Raw genomic sequence first — 21838 nt, forward strand, 5'->3', positions numbered from 1 at the left:
ATTAAAATTTTAGAAATTATGAAAATATTAAAACAATATAAAACAATAATATTTGTAGCTGGGGTTTTGACTTTTGGAGCGTGCGCGCACGAAGATCGACCAGGTGATAGTCAACTTGATTATTCACAGCCTCAAAAAACAACCTTAGATAACTGGATTACGACAAATTATCTGGTACCGTATAACATTAATGCACAATACAAGTGGAATCAGAATACGGTTGACAATAACAGATTTTTATTTCCTCCAATGATTTCAAGCGTACAACCTGCATTAGATGTTGTAAAACAAATATGGCTGGATAGTTATAGTACCGTTGGTGGTTCTGATTTCGTGAAAAAAATTGCACCAAGAGAAATTGTTTTGGTTGGAGGAGTAAATTCCAATACAAACGGTACAAGAACTTTAGGAATTGCAGATTCAGGACAAAGAATTACACTTTTTGAAGTTGATTATTTAGACAAAACAAATCGTGCTAATGTTACAGAGTTTATTCATACTATTCAACACGAATATGTGCATATTCTAAATCAAAATAAACCTTTTGATGAGCAAGCCTGGCAAAAAATAAGTCCTGGAGATTATACCGGAACATGGCATTTAGAAGAACTTGAAGATTCCAGAAATTTAGGTTTTGTAACCAATTACGCCAGAAATAATATTATTGAAGATTTTGCTGAAACAGCCTCGACAATATTAACAAGTTCAAAAGCAGAATATGCAATGTTACTTGCCAGTATTACAGAAGAAAGTGGAAGACAAAAAGTGAAACAAAAAGAAGCGCTTGTTGTACAGTATTATAAAGATGCTTTTAATATTGATTTTTATGCTTTGAGAGATCAGGCAGAAAAAAACACAAACAATGTTATCAATAATTAAGCCCGGCAATTATAATTTAAAAGATAAATATTATGAAACCAAAAAATATATTTAAGTACCTGATGGTTGCTTTTTTGGCAATACATTTACTTGGCTCATGCTCAAGCGATACTGAGGCAGAGCCAAAATTCGATAAAACTCCGGTAGAGCGTTTAAATGAGCAAAAAAGCGAATTAAATACGGCATTACTCTCATCAGAATTTGGATGGAAAGCTGTTTATTTTACAGATGACACACAATTAGGAGGTTACACGCATTTGTTTAAATTTTCTGCTGATGGAAAAGTGCAAATGGCATCAGATTTTGATGATGATACAGCAACGTATGAAAGTACTTACAGCGTTGTTTTAGGGAGTACCGTTAGTTTATTATTTGACACGTATAACAGAATTCATCTTTTGTCAGATTCAAATAGTTTTCCAACCACTGCGTTAAGAGGAAAAGGATATTTGGGTGATTTTCAGTTTTTATATTATGGACAAGAAAACGGAGATATTCTTTTTAAAAGCAATAGATTAGTTAGAGAAGTACGTTTTGTAAAAGCAACCGCTAAGGATTGGGCAGATTTGCCTAAAAACCTGGTGATGGAACAAAATGTAATTGGAGGAGCAGGCAGACCACTATTTAGATTGCTTGAAACCAATGACGGAACAGCTACTCATATTTATGATTTTTCTTTTAGTCCGGCATCTCGTTTTGCAATATCAAAATCTATCGATGCTGGATCTTCGGAAGTTATTGATATGGGGGTAGGTTATAATCCAACCGGTATTGTAGTTAGCCCAGCCGTAGAAATTGCTGGACAAAAACTAACTAGTTTTGTATACAATGATGCTGATGGAAGTTTCAAAGCAACGGGTACAAATGGTGTAAGTGCCACTATAAAATACTCGTCTAAACCGCTTGTTCTAACAGATGATTATAAATTATTGTTACCCGGCAGTGCCAATAATGTTTATGCTTATATCTATAGTATTACAAAACCAGAACCAGCAAATTCTGCTTTATTCCTATCTTTATTAGCAAATGCAGAGGCATTAGCAGGTACAGGTGTAATGATTCAGAGAATACAACCATGGTTTAACAATCCTGACGGAACGAGTTATATAGAATATAGATTTGCTGCTGTTTCAAACCCAGCTGTAGTAATTGCCAGAAGATACCATTATTTCACTATACAAAGTAATGCAACAAATAAAACAGTTACTTTAGTTCCGGGAGTTTGGAAATCAACTGCAACTGCAGCAGCCCCAGCAATAGCAACGCCATCTTTCTTAAAAGCACTTGACGACGAATTTATGAATCCTCAGGGGCTTTATTTTGCTAAAACGCCGGTTTCAGGTTATACAGCTTATACATTTACGAGTACAACAACACCTTTTAGAATGGTTGCATACTCATTTCAGTAATCAATAATTTTAGTTTTGTTTTTAATTTTGGAAAAAGCAGCTCTTTTGAGCTGCTTTTTTGAAAAAACTTTTTAATATGATGACGAAAAAACATATAACACCAATAAAAATTGTTTTCTTTTTATGGGCTCTTATACTTATTGCGATGACAGGATTTTATCCCGAATATAAAACATATTACTTGTGGATTTCCCTAATAGTAATCATTCCGGTAATTATTATCGATCTATTAAAGCAACGAAGAGAAGACAAACTCAATGATACAAAACAGTTTCAATCATCAATTTATAGAATGCTTATTATGGCGTTAATGTTATTAGTTTTTTTTCTCATAACAAAGCAAAATTATATCTAAAAATTTAGTTTTATTTTTATTTTGAAGAAGGAGCAGCTCAATTTTTGAGCTGCTTTTTTGATTTTGTTTAATCCATAAATAATACTAATATTTTGTAATGTTGAAAGGTTATTGCGATTGTTATTTTTTTAAAAAGGGAATTATCATATATTTGACAAGTCATTCTTAGCAGGAATAGCTACAAATAAATATTAAAATTAATTTTGAATATGAAATTACTAGAAGGAAAAGTTGCCATTATTACGGGCGCTAGTCGTGGAATTGGAAAAGGAATTGCTGAAGTTTTTGCTAAACATGGAGCAAATGTTGCTTTTACTTATAGCTCATCTGCTGCTTCTGCAGAGGCTTTAGAAGCTGAATTGAACGCTTTAGGAGTTAAAGCAAAAGGATACCAATCGAATGCGGCCGATTTTAATGAAGCGCAAACTTTTGTTGATGCTGTTTTGGCTGATTTCGGAACGGTTGACATCTTAATTAACAACGCTGGTATTACAAAAGATAATTTATTGATGCGTATGTCAGAAGCTGATTTTGATCAGGTTATTGATGTAAACTTAAAGTCAGTATTTAATATGACGAAAGCAATTCAAAAAACTTTCTTAAAACAGCGTTCAGGTTCTATTATTAATATTAGTTCTGTAGTTGGAGTTTCAGGAAATGCTGGTCAAACGAATTATGCAGCCTCTAAGGCTGGTGCAATTGGTTTTACAAAATCTGTGGCTTTAGAGTTAGGTTCTCGTAATATTCGTTGTAATGCAATCGCGCCAGGTTTTATCGAAACAGAAATGACTGCAAAATTACATGAAGATGTAGTAAAAGGATGGAGAGACGGAATTCCGTTGAAACGTGGTGGAACTACTGAAGATGTTGCAAACGCATGTCTTTTCTTAGCTTCAGATATGAGTGCCTATGTTACAGGACAAGTTCTTAATGTTTGTGGAGGAATGTTGACCTAAGAAAGTTTTCAGTGTTCAGTTTTTAGTATTCAGTTTACTGATTTTAAAATTCTGGCCACTAAAATTCGACCATTTAAAAAACTGATCACTAAAAACTGATCACTAAAAACTGATTACTGAACACTAATTATATATGACAACAAATACGATTCTATTATTATTGCTTTCTTTAGTAATAGCGGGCGGTTTGTCGTATTTTCAATATTATTTTAAAGCCAAAAACAAATCCAATGTGATTGTGTTTTTGGCTTTTTTACGTTTTCTGGCTATTTTCGGATTATTGGTTTTATTAATAAATCCGATTGTTTCAAAAAATTCGCTTGAAATAACAAAAACACCACTAGCCATTGCGGTTGATAATTCGAGTTCTATTGTTACTTTAAAATCAGACAAAAAGGTTGCCGAATTATATCAAAAAATAATTTCAAATCCTGCACTTCAGGAGAAATTTGAAATCCAGTCTTATCAATTTGATGCCGATTTTAAACCTTCAGATAAATTTGATTTCAAAGGAAAACAAACTAATCTCGATGAAGTTGCCAAGAATTTAAAAAGCATCAATAAAAACCTGATTTTCCCGACAGTTATAATTACAGATGGAAATCAAACTACAGGAAACGATTATGTATATCGATTTGATCCTGTCAATAAAGTTTATCCTTTGGTTGTGGGAGATACAACTACTTTTTTTGATTTAAAAATCAATCAGCTTAACGTAAACAAATACGCTTTTCATAAAAATAAATTCCCGGTTGAAGTTTTTCTGCAATATGCCGGAGACAAAGCTACAAATGCCGATTTTACAATTTCGCAAGGAAGTTCAGTAGTTGCAAAAGAAAAAATTTCTTTTTCACCTTCTAAAAAAACAGCAACAATAAATTTGCTTTTGCCTGCTGATAAAGTAGGTTTGCAAATTTTTAAAGCAACTATTTCTTCAAATGCAAAAGAGAAAAACAGCTACAATAATATAAAGAATTTTGCAGTTGAAGTAATTGATCAAAAGTCAACAATTGCAATTGTTTCGTCTATAAATCATCCTGATATTGCATCGTTAAAGCGCTCTATAGAAGTTAATGCGCAACGTAAAGTAATTTTGGTTAAACCAAATGATATCAATTCATTGCAAGATGTTTCTGTTTTGGTTTTATATCAGCCAACAACAGCTTTTAAAGCAATATTTGATAATAATAAACTAGCCGGAAGAAATACTTTTATCATTACCGGTAACAACACTGATTTTAATTTTCTAAACCAACAGCAAAACAATTTGGTTTTTAAAATGAGCGGACAAAGAGAAGATTATTTGTCTGAATTTCAATCTCAGTTTAATTTGTTTGCGATTGAGGATTTTGGTTTTGAAAATTTCCCTCCTTTGCAAAATTTATTCGGAACTATTTCAACTAACGGAAATGTATCTGTTTTGCTTTCTTCCAAAATTAGAAATGTAGCAACAAATGCTCCTTTATTGGCTTTCGCCGAAAATCAAGGCAAAAGAACGGCTTTTTTATTAGGAGAAAATAGCTGGAAATGGCGTTTACAAAGCCATATCGACAACCAGTCATTTGAAAAATATGATGTTTTCATAGATAAGATTATTCAATATTTAGCTTCAACAAATTCAAAAAAATCTTTGGTGGTAACGCATGAAAGCTTTTATAATTCGGGGGAAGCTATTGCAATCAATGCGCAATATTTCAACAAAAACTATGAGTTTGACGAAAAAGCAAGATTGACGATTACTGTTACAAATGCCGAAACCAAACAAAGCAAAAATTACGATTTATTAAAAGGAAATAATTCTTTCTCAGTAAACCTTGACGGATTAACAGCTGGAAAATATAATTTTTCAGTAAAAGAACTAAATTCTAACACTTCGTACTCAAGTCATTTTGAAATTTTGGATTTTGATATCGAAAAGCAATTTGTAAATCCGGATGTTTTAAAGTTGAAACAATTGGCATTACAAACCAACGGAAAAGCTTTTTTCGAAAATCAGGCAGATGATTTAATCAATACTCTTTTAGAAAACAAAGAATACAAATCGATCGAAAAAAATGTTTCGACTAAAACGCCTCTGATTGATTGGGTTTGGTTATTGATTTTGATTGCAGCTTTATTGACGACGGAGTGGTTTGTGAGAAAGTATAACGGATTGTTGTAATTTTAGTCTGTTTTCCTCAGTGAAACTTTGCGAAAGCTCTGTGAATCTCTGTGAAATAATTATAACACAAAGATTCTCAAAGACATCACAGAGATTCACAAAGAATTTAAAATAATTAAACATGGACTTTAGGCTAAAAGTATTCTACACCGTTGCACTCCGCTTAAACTTTACTAAAGCGGCAACAGAATTATACATTTCCCAGCCTGCAGTTTCTAAACACATTCAAGAACTCGAAGAAACCTATAAAACCAAACTGTTTGAACGAAACGGTTCTAAAATTGCTTTAACTCCGGCAGGAGAAATTCTTTTAAAACATACCAAAAATATCTTTGAAATTTATAGGGAAATCGATTTTGATATGAGTTCTTTTATCAAGGATCGACAGGGTTTGTTACGTTTAGGAGCGAGTACTACCATTTCTCAATATATTATTTCGCCGGTTTTAGCGCGTTTTCATCAAAAGCAAAAAGATATAAAAGTCAATTTGCTGAACGGAAATACAGAACAAATTGAGAATGCCTTAATCAACAAAGAAATCGAAATTGGAATTGTTGAAGGGCAATCTAAAAATCAATCTATTAAATACATACCGTTTTTAAAAGATGAATTGGTTTTGGTTTGTAATACCAAAAATCCGTTGGTCAAGCAGAATAAAATTTCATTAGAAGATTTAAAAGTAATGAAATTTATAACCCGTGAAAGAGGTTCTGGAACACTTGAAGTTATTGAATATGCTCTAAAACAACTAAATGTAAAATTAACGGATTTACAAATCGAAATGCAATTGGGAAGTACAGAAAGCATAAAGTCATATTTGCTAAATTCAGATTGTTTTGCTTTTATGTCAATACACGCGGTAAGTAATGAGTTGAAAAATAATGAATTGATTGTTTTAGATGTGGAGAATTTATCTGTCGAAAGATACTTTTATATCATCACTTTAGTCGGAAAATCAGATTCTTTATCAGAACTCTTTATTCAGAATTTATCATCTTATTATAATTTAAAGTTATAATCAATTGTATTTTACGATTGGTGTTTTCAACATATATAGCAGACCTTTGTATAATAATTATCAAATAGTCTATTTTGAAAACGAAGCAACATTCTGAAATCCATTTATTCGAAGTGAATCTTTATTTCCAGCAAGCCGTTTTTGCATTAATAATTGCATTGTGCCTATTCTCGCTTATTTCTCCACCCATTGCTTTGTTATTGGGAGTTTTGACTGTAAATGTTTTCGGAAATCCATTTGTAGCATTCAATAATAAAGCTATTACTTTTTTATTGCAATTTTCAGTTGTTGGTTTAGGTTTCGGAATGAATGCGACATCAGCAATCTCGGCTGGAAAAGAAGGTTTGCTATTAACTATTTTCTCTATTTTCAGCACTTTAATTTTTGGAACTTTATTAGGGAAATGGCTTAAAACAGGTAAAAAAACATCACATTTAATTTCGTGCGGAACAGCAATTTGTGGAGGAAGTGCTATTGCAGCGATTTCTCCCGTAATTAAATCAAACGAAAATCAGACTTCAATTGCTTTGGGCGTAATTTTCATTCTGAATTCAATTGCTCTGTTCGTTTTTCCGTTTATCGGACATCAGCTTGATTTATCTCAGAAAGATTTTGGTTTGTGGTGCGCTATTGCCATTCACGATACCAGTTCAGTAGTTGGTGCTGCCAACAAATATGGGGAAGAAGCATTGCAAGTTGCAACAACAGTAAAATTAGCAAGAGCATTATGGATTATTCCAATTTCACTTTTAACCGCATTTCTTTTCAATAAAAAATCGCAAAGTGACACAGCAAAAATCAAAATTCCATATTTTATCGGATTTTTTATTCTGGCAATGCTTTTTAATACTTACGTACCTGCTACTGTTTCGCCACATATCGTAGGTATTGCGAAAATCGGTTTAACAATAACTTTATTTTTAATAGGTTCGACTTTAAACTTTACAACATTAAAATCAGTAGGAATGAAGCCGTTATTACAAGGAGTTTTTCTTTGGATTTTTATTGCCGGTCTCGGCTTGGTATCCGTTATTTATTTAGTATGATCGTTATTTTACATTTGAAAATTTTACAACTGCTTTACCAGTCGTTTTGTAGTATTTTCCAATAAACGCGTATCGTTTTTCGATCTCAAAGTCAAATTGCTTTTTTGTTTTAGCCATTGATGCTATTTCATCTGGCAAATTTACTTCGAATTCATCATCAGCTTTCGCTTTTCTGTAAGAGCCCTTTGTTTTGATAATAATATCTCTGAAATACTTTTTAGTACCATCATCAACAACGGAATAAGAGCTTGACCATGTTGTGTTTTCAATATTTGTAAGCTGATAATAATTGACCTCCATTATTGGCTGATATTTACCATCAAAACCTGCAACCAGATAAAGATAACCCTCAAACGGACCGCCACCTCCGCCGTTTACATGCAATAAAGTAAAAGCATATTGATCTTCTCCAATTTGTAAAAGTTTTGGAGTAGGGCATTGCGCAAATGCGCCAAACGCAGCAACAGCCGGCTGAAAAGATTTCATTTCCCAACTATTTCCATTTTTATTGAATTTGGCCAGACCCAATAAACCACCGGAAAAACGACCGGTTTGTAAACCATCTTCATCATAAACAGAATGATTAAATGCTAAAATTTTGAACTGATTTCCTTTTGAATCCGAATAATCTATGCTGGTAATAACTCTGGAAGCAACTCCTTCTTTATAAGGAAATAATTGATCTCCTTCTGTTCCATTAACATCAGTGTAGGCAACAGTTTTGCAGGTTTTACAGTTCCAGCTTGTAAAAGTATTATGATCAGAAAGATTATACGATTTACCCGGAAATAATTTTTGTAGTGTTTTTGCCTCATTAAAAGGATCAGAAACTTTTAATGTTCTTTTGGTATTGAGAATAGTATCGTTAACATTTTTTAGCTGTACAATATCTTGTGCTGTACAAATTGAAGTAAAAATAAACAGGAAAATAGTTGAACAAATTAGGCACATATAATTAAGTTTTGAGGCAAAAATAAGAATAAAATTACAAAGAAAGTTTTAATTAAACTTATAGTAATTATAAGGGTAAAACTTGAAAGAAAATTAAATTAACATAATCTTTATCTGTTTACTTTTGAATTATCTTTAAATGAGATAAATTTGCCCTTCAAACAAATTTACAAAATGAAAACATTTAAAATCAAGCCAAGACTAATCGCCTTTTTTGCATTAGGAATTGGATTTTTGACCTTGTCATGGGGAATCGTTGGTCACGAACGTATTAATAAAGCCGCAGTAATGGCTTTGCCTCAACCATTACAAATATTCTTCTATAATCATATTGATTTTATTACACAAGAAGCTTCTGTACCGGACATTCGTAAATATGCTTTAAAATACAAAGATGAAAATCCAAGACATTATATGGATTTGGAAAATTTTGCCGGCCCAATTGATAGTTTACCTAAAACTCTGGAAGAAGCAACAAAAAAATATGACGCTAAATTTTTGAATGACAATGGAGTTTTGCCTTGGTTTATTGAAGATATCATGACCAAATTAACTAAAGCCTTCAAAGACAAAAACAGAGCCGAAATTCTATTTCTTGCTGCTGATTTAGGACATTATGTTGGTGATGCGCATATGCCATTGCATACTTCTGCAAATCATGACGGACAATTAAGCGATCAAAAAGGAATTCACTCGCTTTGGGAAAGCAGATTACCTGAATTATTTGCTAAAAATTATAAGCTAAATGTTCCGCAGGCGCATTATTATGAAGATGTTCATAAAGCAACCTGGGATATCATTAAGGATACACACAGTTTAGTTAAGCCTTTATTGGATGTAGATAAAAAACTAAGAACTTCAACTCCTGAAAATAAAACTTTTGTTCTGGATGCTGATGGTAAAGTATTGAAAAGCAAATACAATACAGCTGTTTTTTCTGATGAATACGCTAAGAAATTGCATGAAGAATTAAATGGAATGGTTGAAAGTCAGATGAGAAAAGCTATTGAGGCAACTGCAAGTTTTTGGTATACTGCCTGGGTAAATGCAGGAAAACCTGATTTAAGCGATTTAGATTCACCAGCAGTTACACAAAGAAATTATCAATTTTTAAAAGATGATTTAAAACTATATCAAAGCGGAAATCTTTTCGGAATGAAAAATCAAAATGATTAAATTTTATTTCAATTTTGAAAACTAAATAAAAACGCCTCAATTCAATAGAACTGAGGCGTTTTTTTTATGATTCCCTTGCGAACTTAGTGTAAAATCATTGCTTACTTTGCGGTTAAATATGAAACATAAAACCTTGAAACATAAAACCTTGAAACATGAAACCTGAAACAAATAATTCTATTTCTGATATTTCTTTTCCTTTAACATATCTGAAGCCGTCTGATAAAACGAAATTGTTTCATTTATCAAATCAGTTCTTTCTGTTTTTAAAGGGATTTCATCATAGTAAATTTGATATTCAGGAGCAACTCCTGATTTTGGATTCAATTTTAATTCAAATTGTTTTACGGTTTGTTTTGGAGATAAAATCGTCAAAACATTATCTTTTATCAAGCCTAAATCCTGATAAGTAGCGATAAAAGCTCTTGGTTTGTAGTCTTGTTTTAAAACATCCTGACCAAAAAATTTGCTTTGATAATCAAAATGTAATAGTCCGAAAAGCGTTGGCATTAAATCAATTTGAGACATTAATTTAGTGCATTTTGCAGCTTTGCCTGTAGGATCATAAATGAAAGCCGGAATTCTATATTTATCAAGTGGCAATTGTGTTTTTCCGGCACTCGAAGCACAATGATCAGCGACAATTACAAATACTGTATTCTGGAACCACGATTGTTTACGCGCCATTTCAAAGAATTTTCGCAATGAATAATCCGTATATTTTACACCACCATCTCGAGATTTTATGTCACCTGGAATATCAATTTTATTGTTTGGATAAGTAAAAGGTCTGTGATTACTTACCGTCATAATATGATTGAAAAAAGGCTTGTTTTGACTTGCTTCAGTATTCATAACCTTTATGGCTTTGTTATACATGTCTTCATCACAAACGCCCCAAACATTTGAAAATGTGATTTCTTCAGGAGAAAAACTGGATTTATCTACAATTTGATAACCGTTTCCGGAATAGAAATCCTGCATATTATCAAAAAAAGCATCTCCTCCGTACATGAATTTTACATTGTAACCTTTTTGTTTAAAGATAGCTCCGGTTGAAAATTTGTTTTTATTGTCTTCTCTTTTAACCACACTTTCTCCGGCAGTAGGAGGTAAGCATAAAGTTACAGCTTCAAGTCCGCGAACAGTCCTGTTTCCCGCTGCGTATAAATTGGTAAACTGCAGACTTTTTTGCGCTAAACTATCTAAAAATGGAGTTATATTTTGCTCATTTCCATAAGCTTTCATGAAATCGGCACTATAACTTTCGATAGTAATCAAAACAACATTTTTATGATTTTCAAGATAATCTCCAATAATTTTTCGAGTTGTATTTTCTCCGGAAATAGTTGGAAATTGACGTTTCAAAATCGCAAAAGCTTCTTTGTTAGGAAGGGTTTTGTAAAACTTAAAATAATCTAATTTATTATTTTGAAAAGCTAACCAAAACTTGTACAATCCATTAGCTTGCAGTTCATTGACAAAAACATTTTTAGAATTTTCTGTTTTGGCTAAAGTTGGAATAGCAATTAACGAAATCAGAAATAAAACGATATAAACTCCGGAAAGTTTTATTTTTTCGTTCAGGTTCGGAATTTCTCTGATAAAGTTTTTAGAATTTCTGAGAATAAAATAAGTAACAATTCCAGTTATCAGGAATAAAGCAGAAAACAAAGGAATTACAGGGTAGGATTGCATGATATTTCCAATAACTTCATTTGTGTAAATCAGGTAATTAACAGCAATAAAATTGTATTTTACACCAAATTCATTCCAAAAGAAATATTCGCTTAAACCATTCTGAAGTATTAATAAAACGTATAAAAAAATCACAAAAGCAAATAACCAAAATCTAATTTTGTCTCTCCATTTTGGAAGAAAAAGTAAAAGAGCAAAAAGAGTCATTTTAATTCCGATAAAAATTAGAACAATTCTTGGTAATGCACCACCATATTCATCAAAAATGCTTTTTCCTGATGCTACATATAGAAATAAAGCAACAAATATTCCAAGAATAATATATCCGGAAGGCTTATTGTATTTAGAATTCGAAATAAAAACCAAATACAACCACAAAAAAATACTTGCTACAACAAATACAAAAAAATCAGAAATAAGACCTAAACTAAAGATTTTCAAGCTTTGAAGAATCGTAAAAGAGCTTTGCGTTATTGGATGGAAAAAAAGTACAATACGCAACAGAAAACTTATGATAAAATAGAATAATGCAAGATTGTAAAAAGGGGCAAGTTTCTTGTAAAAAGTCATGAAATTATTTTTTTTACAAAATTAATTCTGATTCATTAATTCGGGATTAAGTTCAGCTTTTACCTTACTTAGTGTTAACTTAATGTTTTCTTAAGATAATTGACTTTATATTATTCTAATGATTTTAAGCGTTTTCTGAATCTTAAAATATTTACCTTTGAATAATTCAAGCAGAAATAAATAAGAATAAAATCTAAATTAAATAGATACATGCATATTTTAATAGTTGAAGATGAGTTGGGTATTGTTCAGTTTTTGCAACAAGGTTTGCAGGAAGAAGGATACGAGGTAACTACAGCCAATGATGGTTCAAAAGGTTTTGAATTAGTTCAAAATCAGAAATTTGATTTAATTTTATTAGATTGGATGTTACCTAAAATCAATGGTTTAGATTTGTGTAAAGCCATTAGAATTAAAGACCAGAAAACACCAATAATCTTTTTAACAGCAAAAGATACTGTCCAGGAAACTATTGAAGGTTTAAAAGCCGGTGCTAATGATTATATCAAAAAACCTTTTAGTTTTGAAGAATTGGTGGAACGAATTAAAGTTCATTTTAGAAATAGAAAAGGAACTGAAACGCTAACTTTAGGAACTATTAAAATAGATTTATCGAAGCATATTGTGCTTAAAAATGATGAAGAAGTCGCTTTAACACAAAGAGAATTTGAATTGTTGACTTATTTGATTCAGCACAAAGGGAAGGTTTGTACCCGAAACCAGATTTTAAAAGATGTTTGGGAAATTAATTTTGAATATGATACTGGTGTTATAGACGTTTTTATGAATGCTATTCGAAAAAAACTCAATTTAAAGATTGAAGAAGATTATATAAAAACAATCCGCGGTATTGGCTATATCGCAAACGACTTATAAATGGTACAGATTTCTTTTAAAAATAGAATAGCCTTAAACTATATAATCACGACAGGTTTGCTGATTTTAGTGGTTTTTTCGGTAATTTATTCGATCGTAAAACATACTGTTTATAGTCATATTGATGAAAATATAAAGGTTGAAATTCAGAATCATTTAGCAGAAATTAAAGTTGTAGGCGAAAAAGTGATTCTAATTGATGAAGAAGAATGGAATGAACGGGAGCACAACACTGTTGATGTAAATCCGGTTTTTGTCGAATTTTTAGATTTGAATAAAAAGATCATCGAAAAGGCACCTAATTTAAAAACTCAAACACTTGAATTTAAAGATTCTGTAGAAGATTATGAATTGTTTGATACCAAAATGGGAGATCATGCCATTCGACAAATTCAGGTTCCGCTTCATATTAAAAAGAAACAAATAGGATTTATTATTGTAGCCATGTCTTTGGCTGATTCTAAAATGGTATTGAATAATTTATTTGATATCATGTCTTTGTCTTTTTTGGCAATCTTATTATTGCTATTTTTTATTGCCCGTTTTTTTGCCGGACGAAGTATAAAACCGATAAATGCAATTATAAATACATCAAAAATTATTACGAAAGACAATCTGAAAACGCGAATTCCGTTGCCCAAAACGCGTGATGAATTGTATACACTTTCAAAAACCATCAATAATTTATTAAATCGAATTGAAGATGCAATTGAACGCGAAAAACAGTTTACTTCTGATGCGTCTCACGAGTTAAGAACCCCTTTAACGGTTATAAAAGGAACACTTGAAGTTTTGATTCGTAAACCACGTGATAATAAGGAATATGAAGAAAAAATAAATTACTGTATAAATGAAGTTGATCATTTAAATATGTTAGTAGATCAGCTTCTTTTAATGGCTCGTTTCGAGAATCAAAAACAAAATATTAATGCAGAATCAGTTTATTTGAATGCTTTGATTTTAGATGTTTTAACATTAAATGCAGAGAAAATAAGTACCAAGAAAATTGATGTAAAATTCAATGCCGAACAAGATTATTATATTCAGTCTGATAATTTTTTAGTGGTAACGATTTTAAGGAATATCATTTCTAATGCAATTAAATATACTAATAATAATGGAGAAGTTTTGATCGCGCTTTCGAAACAAAATGAAAAAACAATTTGTAAAATCTCAGATAACGGAATCGGAATTGCAAAAGGGGATTTAGCAAATATTTTAAATCCATTTTTTAGATCAGATTCTACAGATCATCCTGAAATTAAAGGGACTGGATTAGGTTTGTCGATTGTAAAAAGAACAACAGACTTACTGGATATTAAGTTTAAAATTGAAAGTGAAATAGGAGTAGGAACCACGGTTATTTTAAGTTTTAGTGAAAACATGAAAACGTTATCGTAAATTGAAAAAATGTAACAGAAATGACATCTGAAATATTTTTTAACAATAAACTATCGTTAAGTTAAATTAAAAATTGCTTTTTTATGAAATTAACTAGTATATTTGCAACCGAATCAAAGAATTATAAAACAAACCAAACAATGATTTCAAATCAATTACATCATCATCATTTTCATTATTGCTCTCAAGCGATGTGTTAATGGTATGCATGTAAATCATCATATTTTAAAACCCGTTTGAGTACATCAAACGGGTTTTTTTATACCAATTCTTTGTACTCAAACTATTAATTCAACAAACAACTAAAAAATGAGTACTTTAAAAATTGCAATTCAAAAATCAGGTCGTTTAAACGAAGACAGCATTCAAATTCTAAAAGACTGCGGTATTTCGATTAATAATGGAAACGATCAGTTAAAAGCAGAAGCTTCCAATTTTCCTTTAGAGGTTTTATACCTTAGAAATTCAGACATTCCACAGTATCTAATTGATGGAGTAGTAGATTTAGCCATTGTTGGCGATAATTTATTAGTAGAAAAAGGAAAACATATCGAAGTAATTCAGAAGCTTGGATTTTCAAAATGCAAGGTTTCTGTTGCAGTTCCAAAAACGTTCGAATACAATTCTATTCAGGATTTAGCAGGTTTGCGTATTGCAACTTCTTATCCAAACACGGTTAACGAATATTTCAATTCTTTCGGATTAACGGTTGATATACACCAAATTTCCGGTTCTGTAGAAATTGCACCAAATATCGGGCTTGCTGATGCTATTGTAGATATCGTTTCAAGCGGAAGCACGCTTTTCAAAAATAATTTAAGAGAAGTTGAAGTTATTCTTAAAAGTGAAGCTGTTTTGGCGGTTTCTCCAAAAGTTTCTCCGGAAATCCAGAAACACATTGATACGCTAAAATTCAGAATTCAATCTGTTTTAAGAGCTAGAAATTCAAAATACATTTTGATGAATGTGCCAAACGATAAAATTGATGAAATCGGAAAAATTTTACCAGTTTTAAGAAGTTTAACTGTTTTGCCATTAGCTCAGGAAGGTTGGAGCAGCGTACACTCTGTAATCGATAAAGATACTTTTTGGGACGTAATTGATAAACTAAAAGAAGCCGGAGCAGAAGGAATTTTAGTTTGCCCAATCGAGAAAATGGTTCTTTAGGACTTCGTCCGCTTTAGGCTTTAGGCAATACGCTGTAAGCCAAAAAATAAAGCCAAAGTAAATAAAGCTTATAGCCTACAGCTTATAGCATAAAGCAAAAAATAATGAATAAAATAGACAATCCAAAACCAGAAACCTGGTCAGAAATATTAAAAAGACCAACCAAAACGATCGATGATATCGAAGTTACGGTAAAAGAAATTTTTAAAGAAGTACAGAAAAAAGGCGATGAAGCCGTTGCAAAATACACTTCAATTTTTGACGGAATCACTTTAGATAATTACGAAGTTACTCCAGCAGAAATTGAAGAAGCAATTAATTCAATTTCAGATGAATTGAAAAATTCCATTCAATTGGCAAAAGCAAACATTCTGAAGTTTCATACCGCTCAAAAAACAGAACGAATTTCAGTTGAAACCATTGAAGGTGTAAATTGCTGGCAGGAAAAAAGACCAATTCAAAAAATAGGATTGTACATTCCGGGTGGAACGGCGCCTTTATTTTCAACAGTTTTAATGTTAGCTGTTCCTGCTGAAATTGCAGGCTGTAAAGAAATTGTTTTATGTTCGCCTCCGGATAAAACAGGAAAAATTAATCCGGCAATTTTATATACTGCCAATTTATGCGGCGTAACTAAAATATTAAAAGTGGGCGGAATTCAGGCAATTGCCGGAATGACGTTTGGAACACAATCGATTCCGAAAGTGTATAAAATTTTCGGACCTGGAAATCAATTTGTCACTGTGGCAAAACAATTAGCAACACAATTTGGCGTTGCGATTGATATGCCTGCAGGACCTTCTGAATTGTTGATTGTGGCCGATGATACTGCAGTTCCAGCATTTGTAGCTTCCGATTTATTGTCTCAGGCAGAACACGGAACAGACAGTCAGGTAATTTTAGTTTCGACTTCAAAAAGGTTGATTGATGCTGTTGAAACGGAAATTCAATCTCAAATTGAAGAACTTCCAAGAAAAGCAATTGCAAAAAAGGCTATTGAAAATTCAAAATTGATTTATGTCGAAAATGATCAGATTGCGTTAGATTTAATCAATGAATATGGACCTGAACACTTTATTATTTGTTCAGAGTACGATGATTTTTATTGTAACGGAATAGTAAATGCAGGTTCAGTTTTTATTGGTAATTATACACCGGAAAGCGCTGGAGATTATGCGTCTGGTACAAATCATACTTTGCCTACAAACGGTTACGCGAAGAATTACAGCGGAGTAAATCTGGATAGTTTTATGAAATCAATGACTTTCCAGAAAATATCTAAAACCGGAATTCAAAATATTGGAAAAGCTATCGAAATTATGGCTGAAGCCGAAGGTTTACAAGCGCACAAGAATGCTGTTACTTTGAGATTAAAGAGTTTAGAATAAAGAATATAGAACAAAGAATATAGAAAGTTTGGAGATAAAATGAGAAGTCTATTCTCTTTATTCTATTTTCTATGTTCCAAAAATTAAGATAATGAAATTCGATATAAATACAATAACACGTGAAAACGTAAAAATATTAAAGCCATATTCGTCGGCACGAGATGAGTTTGAAGAATTTGATACAGCCGAAATGATTTTTTTGGATGCTAATGAAAATCCGTTTCAGAATGGTGTGAATCGTTATCCGGATCCGCAACAGAATTCTGTTAAAGCGATTCTGGCGAAGAATAATAACGTAAAATCAAGTCAGATTTTATTAGGAAACGGAAGCGACGAAGTTTTAGATTTACTTTTCAGAGCTTTCTGTGAACCAAAAATTGACAATATTATTTCGTTACCACCAACATACGGAATGTACAGCGTTTTAGCGAATATAAATGCAGTTGAAAACAGAGAAGTTTTGCTTTCAACAGATTTTCAGCCACAAATCGATAAAATTTTAGATGCTGTTGATGAGAATACAAAAATCATCTTTTTATGTTCGCCAAATAATCCAACAGGAAATTCTTTTTCAGATGAAAGTGTGGTAAAATTACTTCAAAACTTTAAAGGTTTGGTTGTAATTGATGAAGCTTATATTGACTTTTCGGATAAGGAAAGCTGGTTGACAGAAATGGATGAATATCCAAATTTGGTTATTACACAAACACTTTCAAAAGCGTATGGTTTAGCTGGAATTCGTTTAGGAGTTTGTTATGCTTCTGAAGCTGTAATTTCGGTTTTAAATAAAATAAAACCACCTTATAATGTAAACGAATTAACGCAGCAAAGAGCAATCTCTCGTTTGAAAGATTCAGATAAAATAAAGCAAGAAATAGCTTCTATTATTGAGCAAAGAGAGGAATTGCTTAAAGTTTTACTTGAAGTAAATTTTGTGGAAAAAGTATATCCTACAGAAGCTAATTTTGTTTTAGTAAAAGTAGATAATGCAAACAAAAGATATGACGAATTAATTGCAAAAGGAATTGTAATTCGTAACAGAACAACTCAGCCTTTATGTGAAAATTGTCTGCGTTTTACAATTGGAATACCAGAAGAAAATGCAGTTTTAATTAAAGAATTGAAGTTATTGAAATAGAAGAAAGAATATAGAGTAAAGAAGAAAGAAAAAAATGAAAGAGCTTTCTAGCTAGAATGAAAAGTCTATTTTCTTTAATCTTTTTTCTTTATTCTCAAAAATAAAAACATGAAAAAAGTACTTTTTATCGATCGTGACGGAACGATCGTTTTAGAACCTGAAAATTATCAGTTAGATGCTTTGGAGAAAGTAGAATTTTATCCAAAAGCTTTTCAATATTTGGCTAAAATTGCCACCGAATTAGATTACGAATTGGCAATGGTAACCAATCAGGACGGATTAGGAACGGATAGTTTTCCTGAAGATACGTTTTGGCCAACACAAAATTTCATTCTTAAAGCCTTTGAAAATGAGGGGGTTTTGTTTGATGAGATTTTTGTTGACAGATCTTTTCCGGAAGATAATGCACCGACACGTAAGCCAAGAACCGGAATGTTGACGAAATATTTGAATAATCCGGAATATGATTTGGAAAATTCTTTTGTTTTGGGAGATCGTTTAACAGATGTTGAATTGGCGAAAAACCTTGGTGCGAAAGCGATCTTTATCAATGATAATGACGGAATCGGAAGTAATGAAATTTCATCAAAGAGAGAAGAATTAGATCAAACGATTATTCTTCAAACTATGAGTTGGAAGGAAATTTATGAGTTTTTGAAATTAGAAGCACGTTCGGCGTCGATTACTCGTAAAACCAATGAAACCGATATTTTTATCGACTTAAATCTTGACGGAACCGGAAAAAGCAAGATCGAAACCGGAATTGCCTTTTTCGACCATATGTTAGATCAAATTTCACGTCACGGTCAAATGGACTTAGAAATTCTGGTAAAAGGAGATTTAGAAGTTGATGAACACCATACGATTGAAGATACCGCAATTGCGCTTGGAGAAGTTTTCGCAAAAGCACTCGGAAATAAATTAGGAATCGAGCGTTACGGTTTCTGTTTGCCAATGGATGATTGTTTAGCGCAAGTTGCAATTGATTTTGGAGGTAGAAACTGGCTAGTTTGGGAAACTGAATTCAAACGTGAAATGGTCGGTAAAATGCCAACAGAAATGTTCTATCATTTCTTTAAATCCTTCTCTGATGGAGCTAAAGCCAACATCAACATTAAAGCGGAAGGAACCAACGAACACCACAAAATTGAAGCAATTTTTAAAGCTTTCGCAAAAGCAATAAAAGTAGCGGTGAAAAGAGATACAGAAAAAATGATTTTGCCTTCGACGAAGGGAATGTTGTAAACGCAATAAGCTATAGGCAATAGGCATTAGGCCTAAAGCTTACGGCTTAAAGCTTAAAGCTTTTTAAATGAAAATAGTAATTATAAATTACGGAGCAGGAAATATTCAGAGCATTATGTTTGCTATTGAACGATTAGGTTTTAAAGCTGTTTTGAGTAATAATCCGGAAGAAATTCAGTCTGCTGATAAAGTGATTTTTCCAGGCGTGGGCGAGGCGAGTTCGGCGATGAAAAAACTGAAAGAAAGCGGTTTGGATAGTTTGATTCCGAATTTAAAACAACCTGTTTTGGGAATTTGTTTGGGAATGCAATTGATGTGTAAATCATCTGAAGAAGGCAACACAAAAGGTTTGGGAATTTTTGATGTTGATGTGATTAAATTCACCTCAAAAGTAAAAGTGCCACAAATGGGCTGGAACCAGATTTATGATCTAAAATCGGATTTGTTTAAAGAAATTCCAGAGAATGAATTTATGTATTTAGTGCATAGTTTTTACGCTCCAAATTGTGCAGAATCTATTGCGACAACAAATTACGAGTTAGAATATGCATCGGCTTTGCAAAAAGATAATTTTTACGGAACCCAGTTTCACCCGGAAAAAAGTGGAGCAGTTGGAGAAAAGATTCTGGAAAATTTTTTAAAAATGTAAAAATTTCCAATTTCAAAAATTAATCAAAATATCAACTTTGAAAATCTACAACAAAGACTTTACGACTTTAGAGTTTCAACTTTAAGACTTAAATAAAATGAGAATAATACCAGCCATAGATATCATTGACGGAAAATGTGTTCGTTTGTCAAAAGGCGATTATGATACCAAAATAATCTACAATGAAAACCCGCTTGAAGTGGCTAAATCATTTGAAGCACACGGAATTGAATATTTACATTTAGTCGATTTAGACGGTGCAAAATCGAGTAAAATTGTGAATTATAAAATTTTGGAACAAATTGCATCTCAAACCAGTTTGCAAATTGATTTTGGAGGAGGCTTAAAATCGGATGATGATTTAAGAATTGCTTTTGAAAGCGGTGCAAGTCAGATTACTGGCGGAAGTATTGCAGTAAAAAACAGAGCAATATTCGAAAAATGGATTTCAGAATATGGTTCAGATAAAATCATTTTGGGCGCTGATGCGAAAGATGAAAAAATAGCGGTTTCAGGTTGGTTAGAAGATTCAGATGAAGATTTGATTCCGTTTATTCAGGAATATCAAGCCAAAGGAATTCAGTATGTTATTTGCACGGATATTGCAAAAGACGGAATGTTAGAAGGACCAAGTTTTGATTTATATGGGAAAATTTTGAAAGAAGCGAATGGAGTAAAACTTATAGCTTCGGGAGGAATTTCAACTTTCGATGAATTGCCAAAATTAGCCGAATTAGGTTGTGAAGGAACAATTATAGGAAAAGCGATTTACGAAGGTAGAATTACGCTAAAACAATTAGAGGATTTTATAATTAGAAAATAAGTAATTGAGATAATATGTCAATTAGAAAATTAGATAATTGTTTAGCGTTGCGCTTAAATTATCTAATTATCAAATTTTCTCATGAACACATTAAAAAAATGTTAGCAAAAAGAATCATTCCTTGTTTGGATATAAAAAACGGAAGAACCGTAAAAGGCGTTAACTTTGTTGACTTGCGCGACGCTGGAGATCCGGTTGAATTGGCAGAAATTTATTCGGCAGAAGGTGCTGATGAATTGGTTTTTCTGGATATTTCGGCAACGGAAGAACGTCGTAAAACGTTGGTGAATATGGTGCGAAGTGTGGCGGAAAAAATCAATATTCCGTTTACGGTTGGTGGTGGAATTTCATCTGTTGAAGATGTTGAAATTCTGTTGAATAATGGTGCTGATAAAGTTTCAATCAATTCATCTGCAGTAAAAAATCCACAGTTAATCAACGATTTGGCACAGAAATTCGGAAGTCAATGCGTTGTGGTTGCTATCGATGCCAAACAAATTGACGGACAATGGATTGTACATTTAGTTGGCGGAAAAGTCCCAACAGAATTAAATTTATTTGATTGGGCTGTAGAAGTGGCAGAACGTGGTGCAGGAGAAATCTTATTCACATCAATGGATAATGACGGAACTAAAAATGGTTTTGCCAATGAGGCTTTGGCTAAATTATCAGAATTAATCAATATTCCAATTATAGCTTCGGGCGGAGCGGGTAATATTCAGCATTTTGTAAATTCTTTCAAAAAAGGAAAAGCGGATGCAGCCTTGGCAGCGAGCGTTTTTCACTTTAAAGAAATTGAGATAAAAGCTCTGAAAGAAGAATTAAGAAAGAATGATATTGAGGTTCGACTTTAAGAAAATAGAGTCAAGAAGCAAGAAGAAAGATTTAAATCTAAAATAATATAAAGTTCAGAAATCTAAAATCTGAAGTCT

General features: G+C 32.2%; 18 protein-coding genes. 16 read left to right on the forward strand and 2 right to left on the reverse strand.

The genetic code is table 11. From position 1 onward, the window contains the following. Positions 1 to 18: 18 nt before the first annotated feature. The 6 genes from AC1RRN_RS09830 to AC1RRN_RS09855 all read left to right on the forward strand — a co-directional run bounded on the left by AC1RRN_RS09830 (position 19) and on the right by AC1RRN_RS09855 (position 7824). Positions 19 to 879 carry a zinc-binding metallopeptidase gene (locus tag AC1RRN_RS09830; RefSeq protein WP_492967129.1) on the forward strand — a complete coding sequence of 287 codons (861 nt, stop codon included), beginning with the start codon at positions 19 to 21 and terminating at the stop codon, positions 877 to 879. Positions 880 to 911: 32 nt separating this feature from the next. Further along, complete coding sequence (locus AC1RRN_RS09835; RefSeq protein WP_492967130.1) at positions 912 to 2288, forward strand: DUF4302 domain-containing protein; 1377 nt, start codon at positions 912 to 914, stop codon at positions 2286 to 2288. 564 nt (positions 2289 to 2852) lie between these two features. After that, positions 2853 to 3599 carry a 3-oxoacyl-[acyl-carrier-protein] reductase gene (gene fabG, locus AC1RRN_RS09840; RefSeq protein ID WP_492967131.1) on the forward strand — a complete coding sequence of 249 codons (747 nt, stop codon included), beginning with the start codon at positions 2853 to 2855 and terminating at the stop codon, positions 3597 to 3599. Positions 3600 to 3732: 133 nt separating this feature from the next. Further along, on the forward strand, positions 3733 to 5760 hold the full coding sequence (locus AC1RRN_RS09845) for a hypothetical protein (RefSeq protein WP_492967132.1): 2028 nt from the start codon (positions 3733 to 3735) through the stop codon (positions 5758 to 5760). A gap of 121 nt (positions 5761 to 5881) precedes the next feature. Beyond that, on the forward strand, positions 5882 to 6778 hold the full coding sequence (locus tag AC1RRN_RS09850) for a LysR family transcriptional regulator (RefSeq protein WP_492967133.1): 897 nt from the start codon (positions 5882 to 5884) through the stop codon (positions 6776 to 6778). A 74-nt stretch (positions 6779 to 6852) separates the two neighbouring features. Next, a complete protein-coding gene (locus AC1RRN_RS09855) occupies positions 6853 to 7824 on the forward strand; it encodes a YeiH family protein (RefSeq protein WP_492967134.1) in 972 nt (323 codons plus the stop codon). A 3-nt stretch (positions 7825 to 7827) separates the two neighbouring features. Here the strand turns inward: AC1RRN_RS09855 and AC1RRN_RS09860 are convergent, their stop codons facing one another. Next, positions 7828 to 8775 (reverse strand): hypothetical protein, encoded by a 948-nt coding sequence (locus AC1RRN_RS09860; protein ID WP_492967135.1) that lies wholly within the window; start codon positions 8773 to 8775, stop codon positions 7828 to 7830. A gap of 174 nt (positions 8776 to 8949) precedes the next feature. Here AC1RRN_RS09860 and AC1RRN_RS09865 point away from each other — a divergent pair, with 174 nt between their 5' ends. Beyond that, the gene (locus tag AC1RRN_RS09865) at positions 8950 to 9951 is read left to right on the forward strand and encodes a zinc dependent phospholipase C family protein (protein ID WP_492967136.1); all 1002 of its coding nucleotides are present in this window, start codon (positions 8950 to 8952) and stop codon (positions 9949 to 9951) included. A gap of 177 nt (positions 9952 to 10128) precedes the next feature. On the opposite strand, the gene AC1RRN_RS09870 is transcribed toward AC1RRN_RS09865, so the two are convergent. Then, entirely contained in the window at positions 10129 to 12219 is a 2091-nt protein-coding gene (locus AC1RRN_RS09870) for an LTA synthase family protein (protein ID WP_492967137.1), read from the reverse strand. A 210-nt stretch (positions 12220 to 12429) separates the two neighbouring features. On the opposite strand from AC1RRN_RS09870, the gene AC1RRN_RS09875 reads away from it, so the two are divergent. From AC1RRN_RS09875 to hisF, 9 genes are all read left to right on the forward strand, one after another. Next, the gene (locus AC1RRN_RS09875; protein WP_492967138.1) at positions 12430 to 13095 is read left to right on the forward strand and encodes a response regulator transcription factor; all 666 of its coding nucleotides are present in this window, start codon (positions 12430 to 12432) and stop codon (positions 13093 to 13095) included. Continuing rightward, the gene (locus AC1RRN_RS09880) at positions 13096 to 14496 is read left to right on the forward strand and encodes a sensor histidine kinase (protein ID WP_492967139.1); all 1401 of its coding nucleotides are present in this window, start codon (positions 13096 to 13098) and stop codon (positions 14494 to 14496) included. Positions 14497 to 14805: 309 nt separating this feature from the next. Further along, complete coding sequence (hisG, locus tag AC1RRN_RS09885) at positions 14806 to 15663, forward strand: ATP phosphoribosyltransferase (RefSeq protein ID WP_065450122.1); 858 nt, start codon at positions 14806 to 14808, stop codon at positions 15661 to 15663. A 104-nt stretch (positions 15664 to 15767) separates the two neighbouring features. Further along, positions 15768 to 17051, forward strand: coding sequence for a histidinol dehydrogenase (hisD, locus tag AC1RRN_RS09890; RefSeq protein WP_492967140.1), 1284 nt, complete (start codon positions 15768 to 15770; stop codon positions 17049 to 17051). A 91-nt stretch (positions 17052 to 17142) separates the two neighbouring features. Beyond that, positions 17143 to 18189 (forward strand): histidinol-phosphate transaminase, encoded by a 1047-nt coding sequence (gene hisC, locus AC1RRN_RS09895; protein ID WP_492967141.1) that lies wholly within the window; start codon positions 17143 to 17145, stop codon positions 18187 to 18189. A gap of 108 nt (positions 18190 to 18297) precedes the next feature. After that, positions 18298 to 19434 carry a bifunctional histidinol-phosphatase/imidazoleglycerol-phosphate dehydratase HisB gene (hisB, locus tag AC1RRN_RS09900; protein WP_492967142.1) on the forward strand — a complete coding sequence of 379 codons (1137 nt, stop codon included), beginning with the start codon at positions 18298 to 18300 and terminating at the stop codon, positions 19432 to 19434. A 67-nt stretch (positions 19435 to 19501) separates the two neighbouring features. Beyond that, positions 19502 to 20083, forward strand: coding sequence for an imidazole glycerol phosphate synthase subunit HisH (gene hisH / locus AC1RRN_RS09905; protein WP_492967143.1), 582 nt, complete (start codon positions 19502 to 19504; stop codon positions 20081 to 20083). 97 nt (positions 20084 to 20180) lie between these two features. Beyond that, positions 20181 to 20906 carry a 1-(5-phosphoribosyl)-5-[(5-phosphoribosylamino)methylideneamino]imidazole-4-carboxamide isomerase gene (gene hisA / locus AC1RRN_RS09910; RefSeq protein WP_492967144.1) on the forward strand — a complete coding sequence of 242 codons (726 nt, stop codon included), beginning with the start codon at positions 20181 to 20183 and terminating at the stop codon, positions 20904 to 20906. 98 nt (positions 20907 to 21004) lie between these two features. Next, the gene (gene hisF, locus AC1RRN_RS09915) at positions 21005 to 21760 is read left to right on the forward strand and encodes an imidazole glycerol phosphate synthase subunit HisF (RefSeq protein ID WP_492967145.1); all 756 of its coding nucleotides are present in this window, start codon (positions 21005 to 21007) and stop codon (positions 21758 to 21760) included. Positions 21761 to 21838 lie beyond the last annotated feature (78 nt).

It is taken from the genome of Flavobacterium sp. GW821-FHT11G01, assembly GCF_058808175.1.

Excerpts from the sequence above, each read along its gene's own strand:
- AC1RRN_RS09870 (WP_492967137.1), bottom strand. The coding sequence starts at position 12,219 with ATGACTTTTTACAAGAAACTTGCCCCTTTTTACAATCTTGCATTATTC.
- AC1RRN_RS09835 (WP_492967130.1), top strand. The coding sequence starts at position 912 with ATGAAACCAAAAAATATATTTAAGTACCTGATGGTTGCTTTTTTGGCA.
- hisB (WP_492967142.1), top strand. The coding sequence starts at position 18,298 with ATGAAAAAAGTACTTTTTATCGATCGTGACGGAACGATCGTTTTAGAA.
- AC1RRN_RS09865 (WP_492967136.1), top strand. The coding sequence starts at position 8,950 with ATGAAAACATTTAAAATCAAGCCAAGACTAATCGCCTTTTTTGCATTA.
- fabG (WP_492967131.1), top strand. The coding sequence starts at position 2,853 with ATGAAATTACTAGAAGGAAAAGTTGCCATTATTACGGGCGCTAGTCGT.
- hisD (WP_492967140.1), top strand. The coding sequence starts at position 15,768 with ATGAATAAAATAGACAATCCAAAACCAGAAACCTGGTCAGAAATATTA.
- AC1RRN_RS09860 (WP_492967135.1), bottom strand. The coding sequence starts at position 8,775 with ATGTGCCTAATTTGTTCAACTATTTTCCTGTTTATTTTTACTTCAATT.
- hisH (WP_492967143.1), top strand. The coding sequence starts at position 19,502 with ATGAAAATAGTAATTATAAATTACGGAGCAGGAAATATTCAGAGCATT.
- AC1RRN_RS09850 (WP_492967133.1), top strand. The coding sequence starts at position 5,882 with ATGGACTTTAGGCTAAAAGTATTCTACACCGTTGCACTCCGCTTAAAC.
- AC1RRN_RS09875 (WP_492967138.1), top strand. The coding sequence starts at position 12,430 with ATGCATATTTTAATAGTTGAAGATGAGTTGGGTATTGTTCAGTTTTTG.
- AC1RRN_RS09845 (WP_492967132.1), top strand. The coding sequence starts at position 3,733 with ATGACAACAAATACGATTCTATTATTATTGCTTTCTTTAGTAATAGCG.
- AC1RRN_RS09880 (WP_492967139.1), top strand. The coding sequence starts at position 13,096 with ATGGTACAGATTTCTTTTAAAAATAGAATAGCCTTAAACTATATAATC.
- hisF (WP_492967145.1), top strand. The coding sequence starts at position 21,005 with ATGTTAGCAAAAAGAATCATTCCTTGTTTGGATATAAAAAACGGAAGA.
- hisC (WP_492967141.1), top strand. The coding sequence starts at position 17,143 with ATGAAATTCGATATAAATACAATAACACGTGAAAACGTAAAAATATTA.
- AC1RRN_RS09830 (WP_492967129.1), top strand. The coding sequence starts at position 19 with ATGAAAATATTAAAACAATATAAAACAATAATATTTGTAGCTGGGGTT.
- hisA (WP_492967144.1), top strand. The coding sequence starts at position 20,181 with ATGAGAATAATACCAGCCATAGATATCATTGACGGAAAATGTGTTCGT.
- hisG (WP_065450122.1), top strand. The coding sequence starts at position 14,806 with ATGAGTACTTTAAAAATTGCAATTCAAAAATCAGGTCGTTTAAACGAA.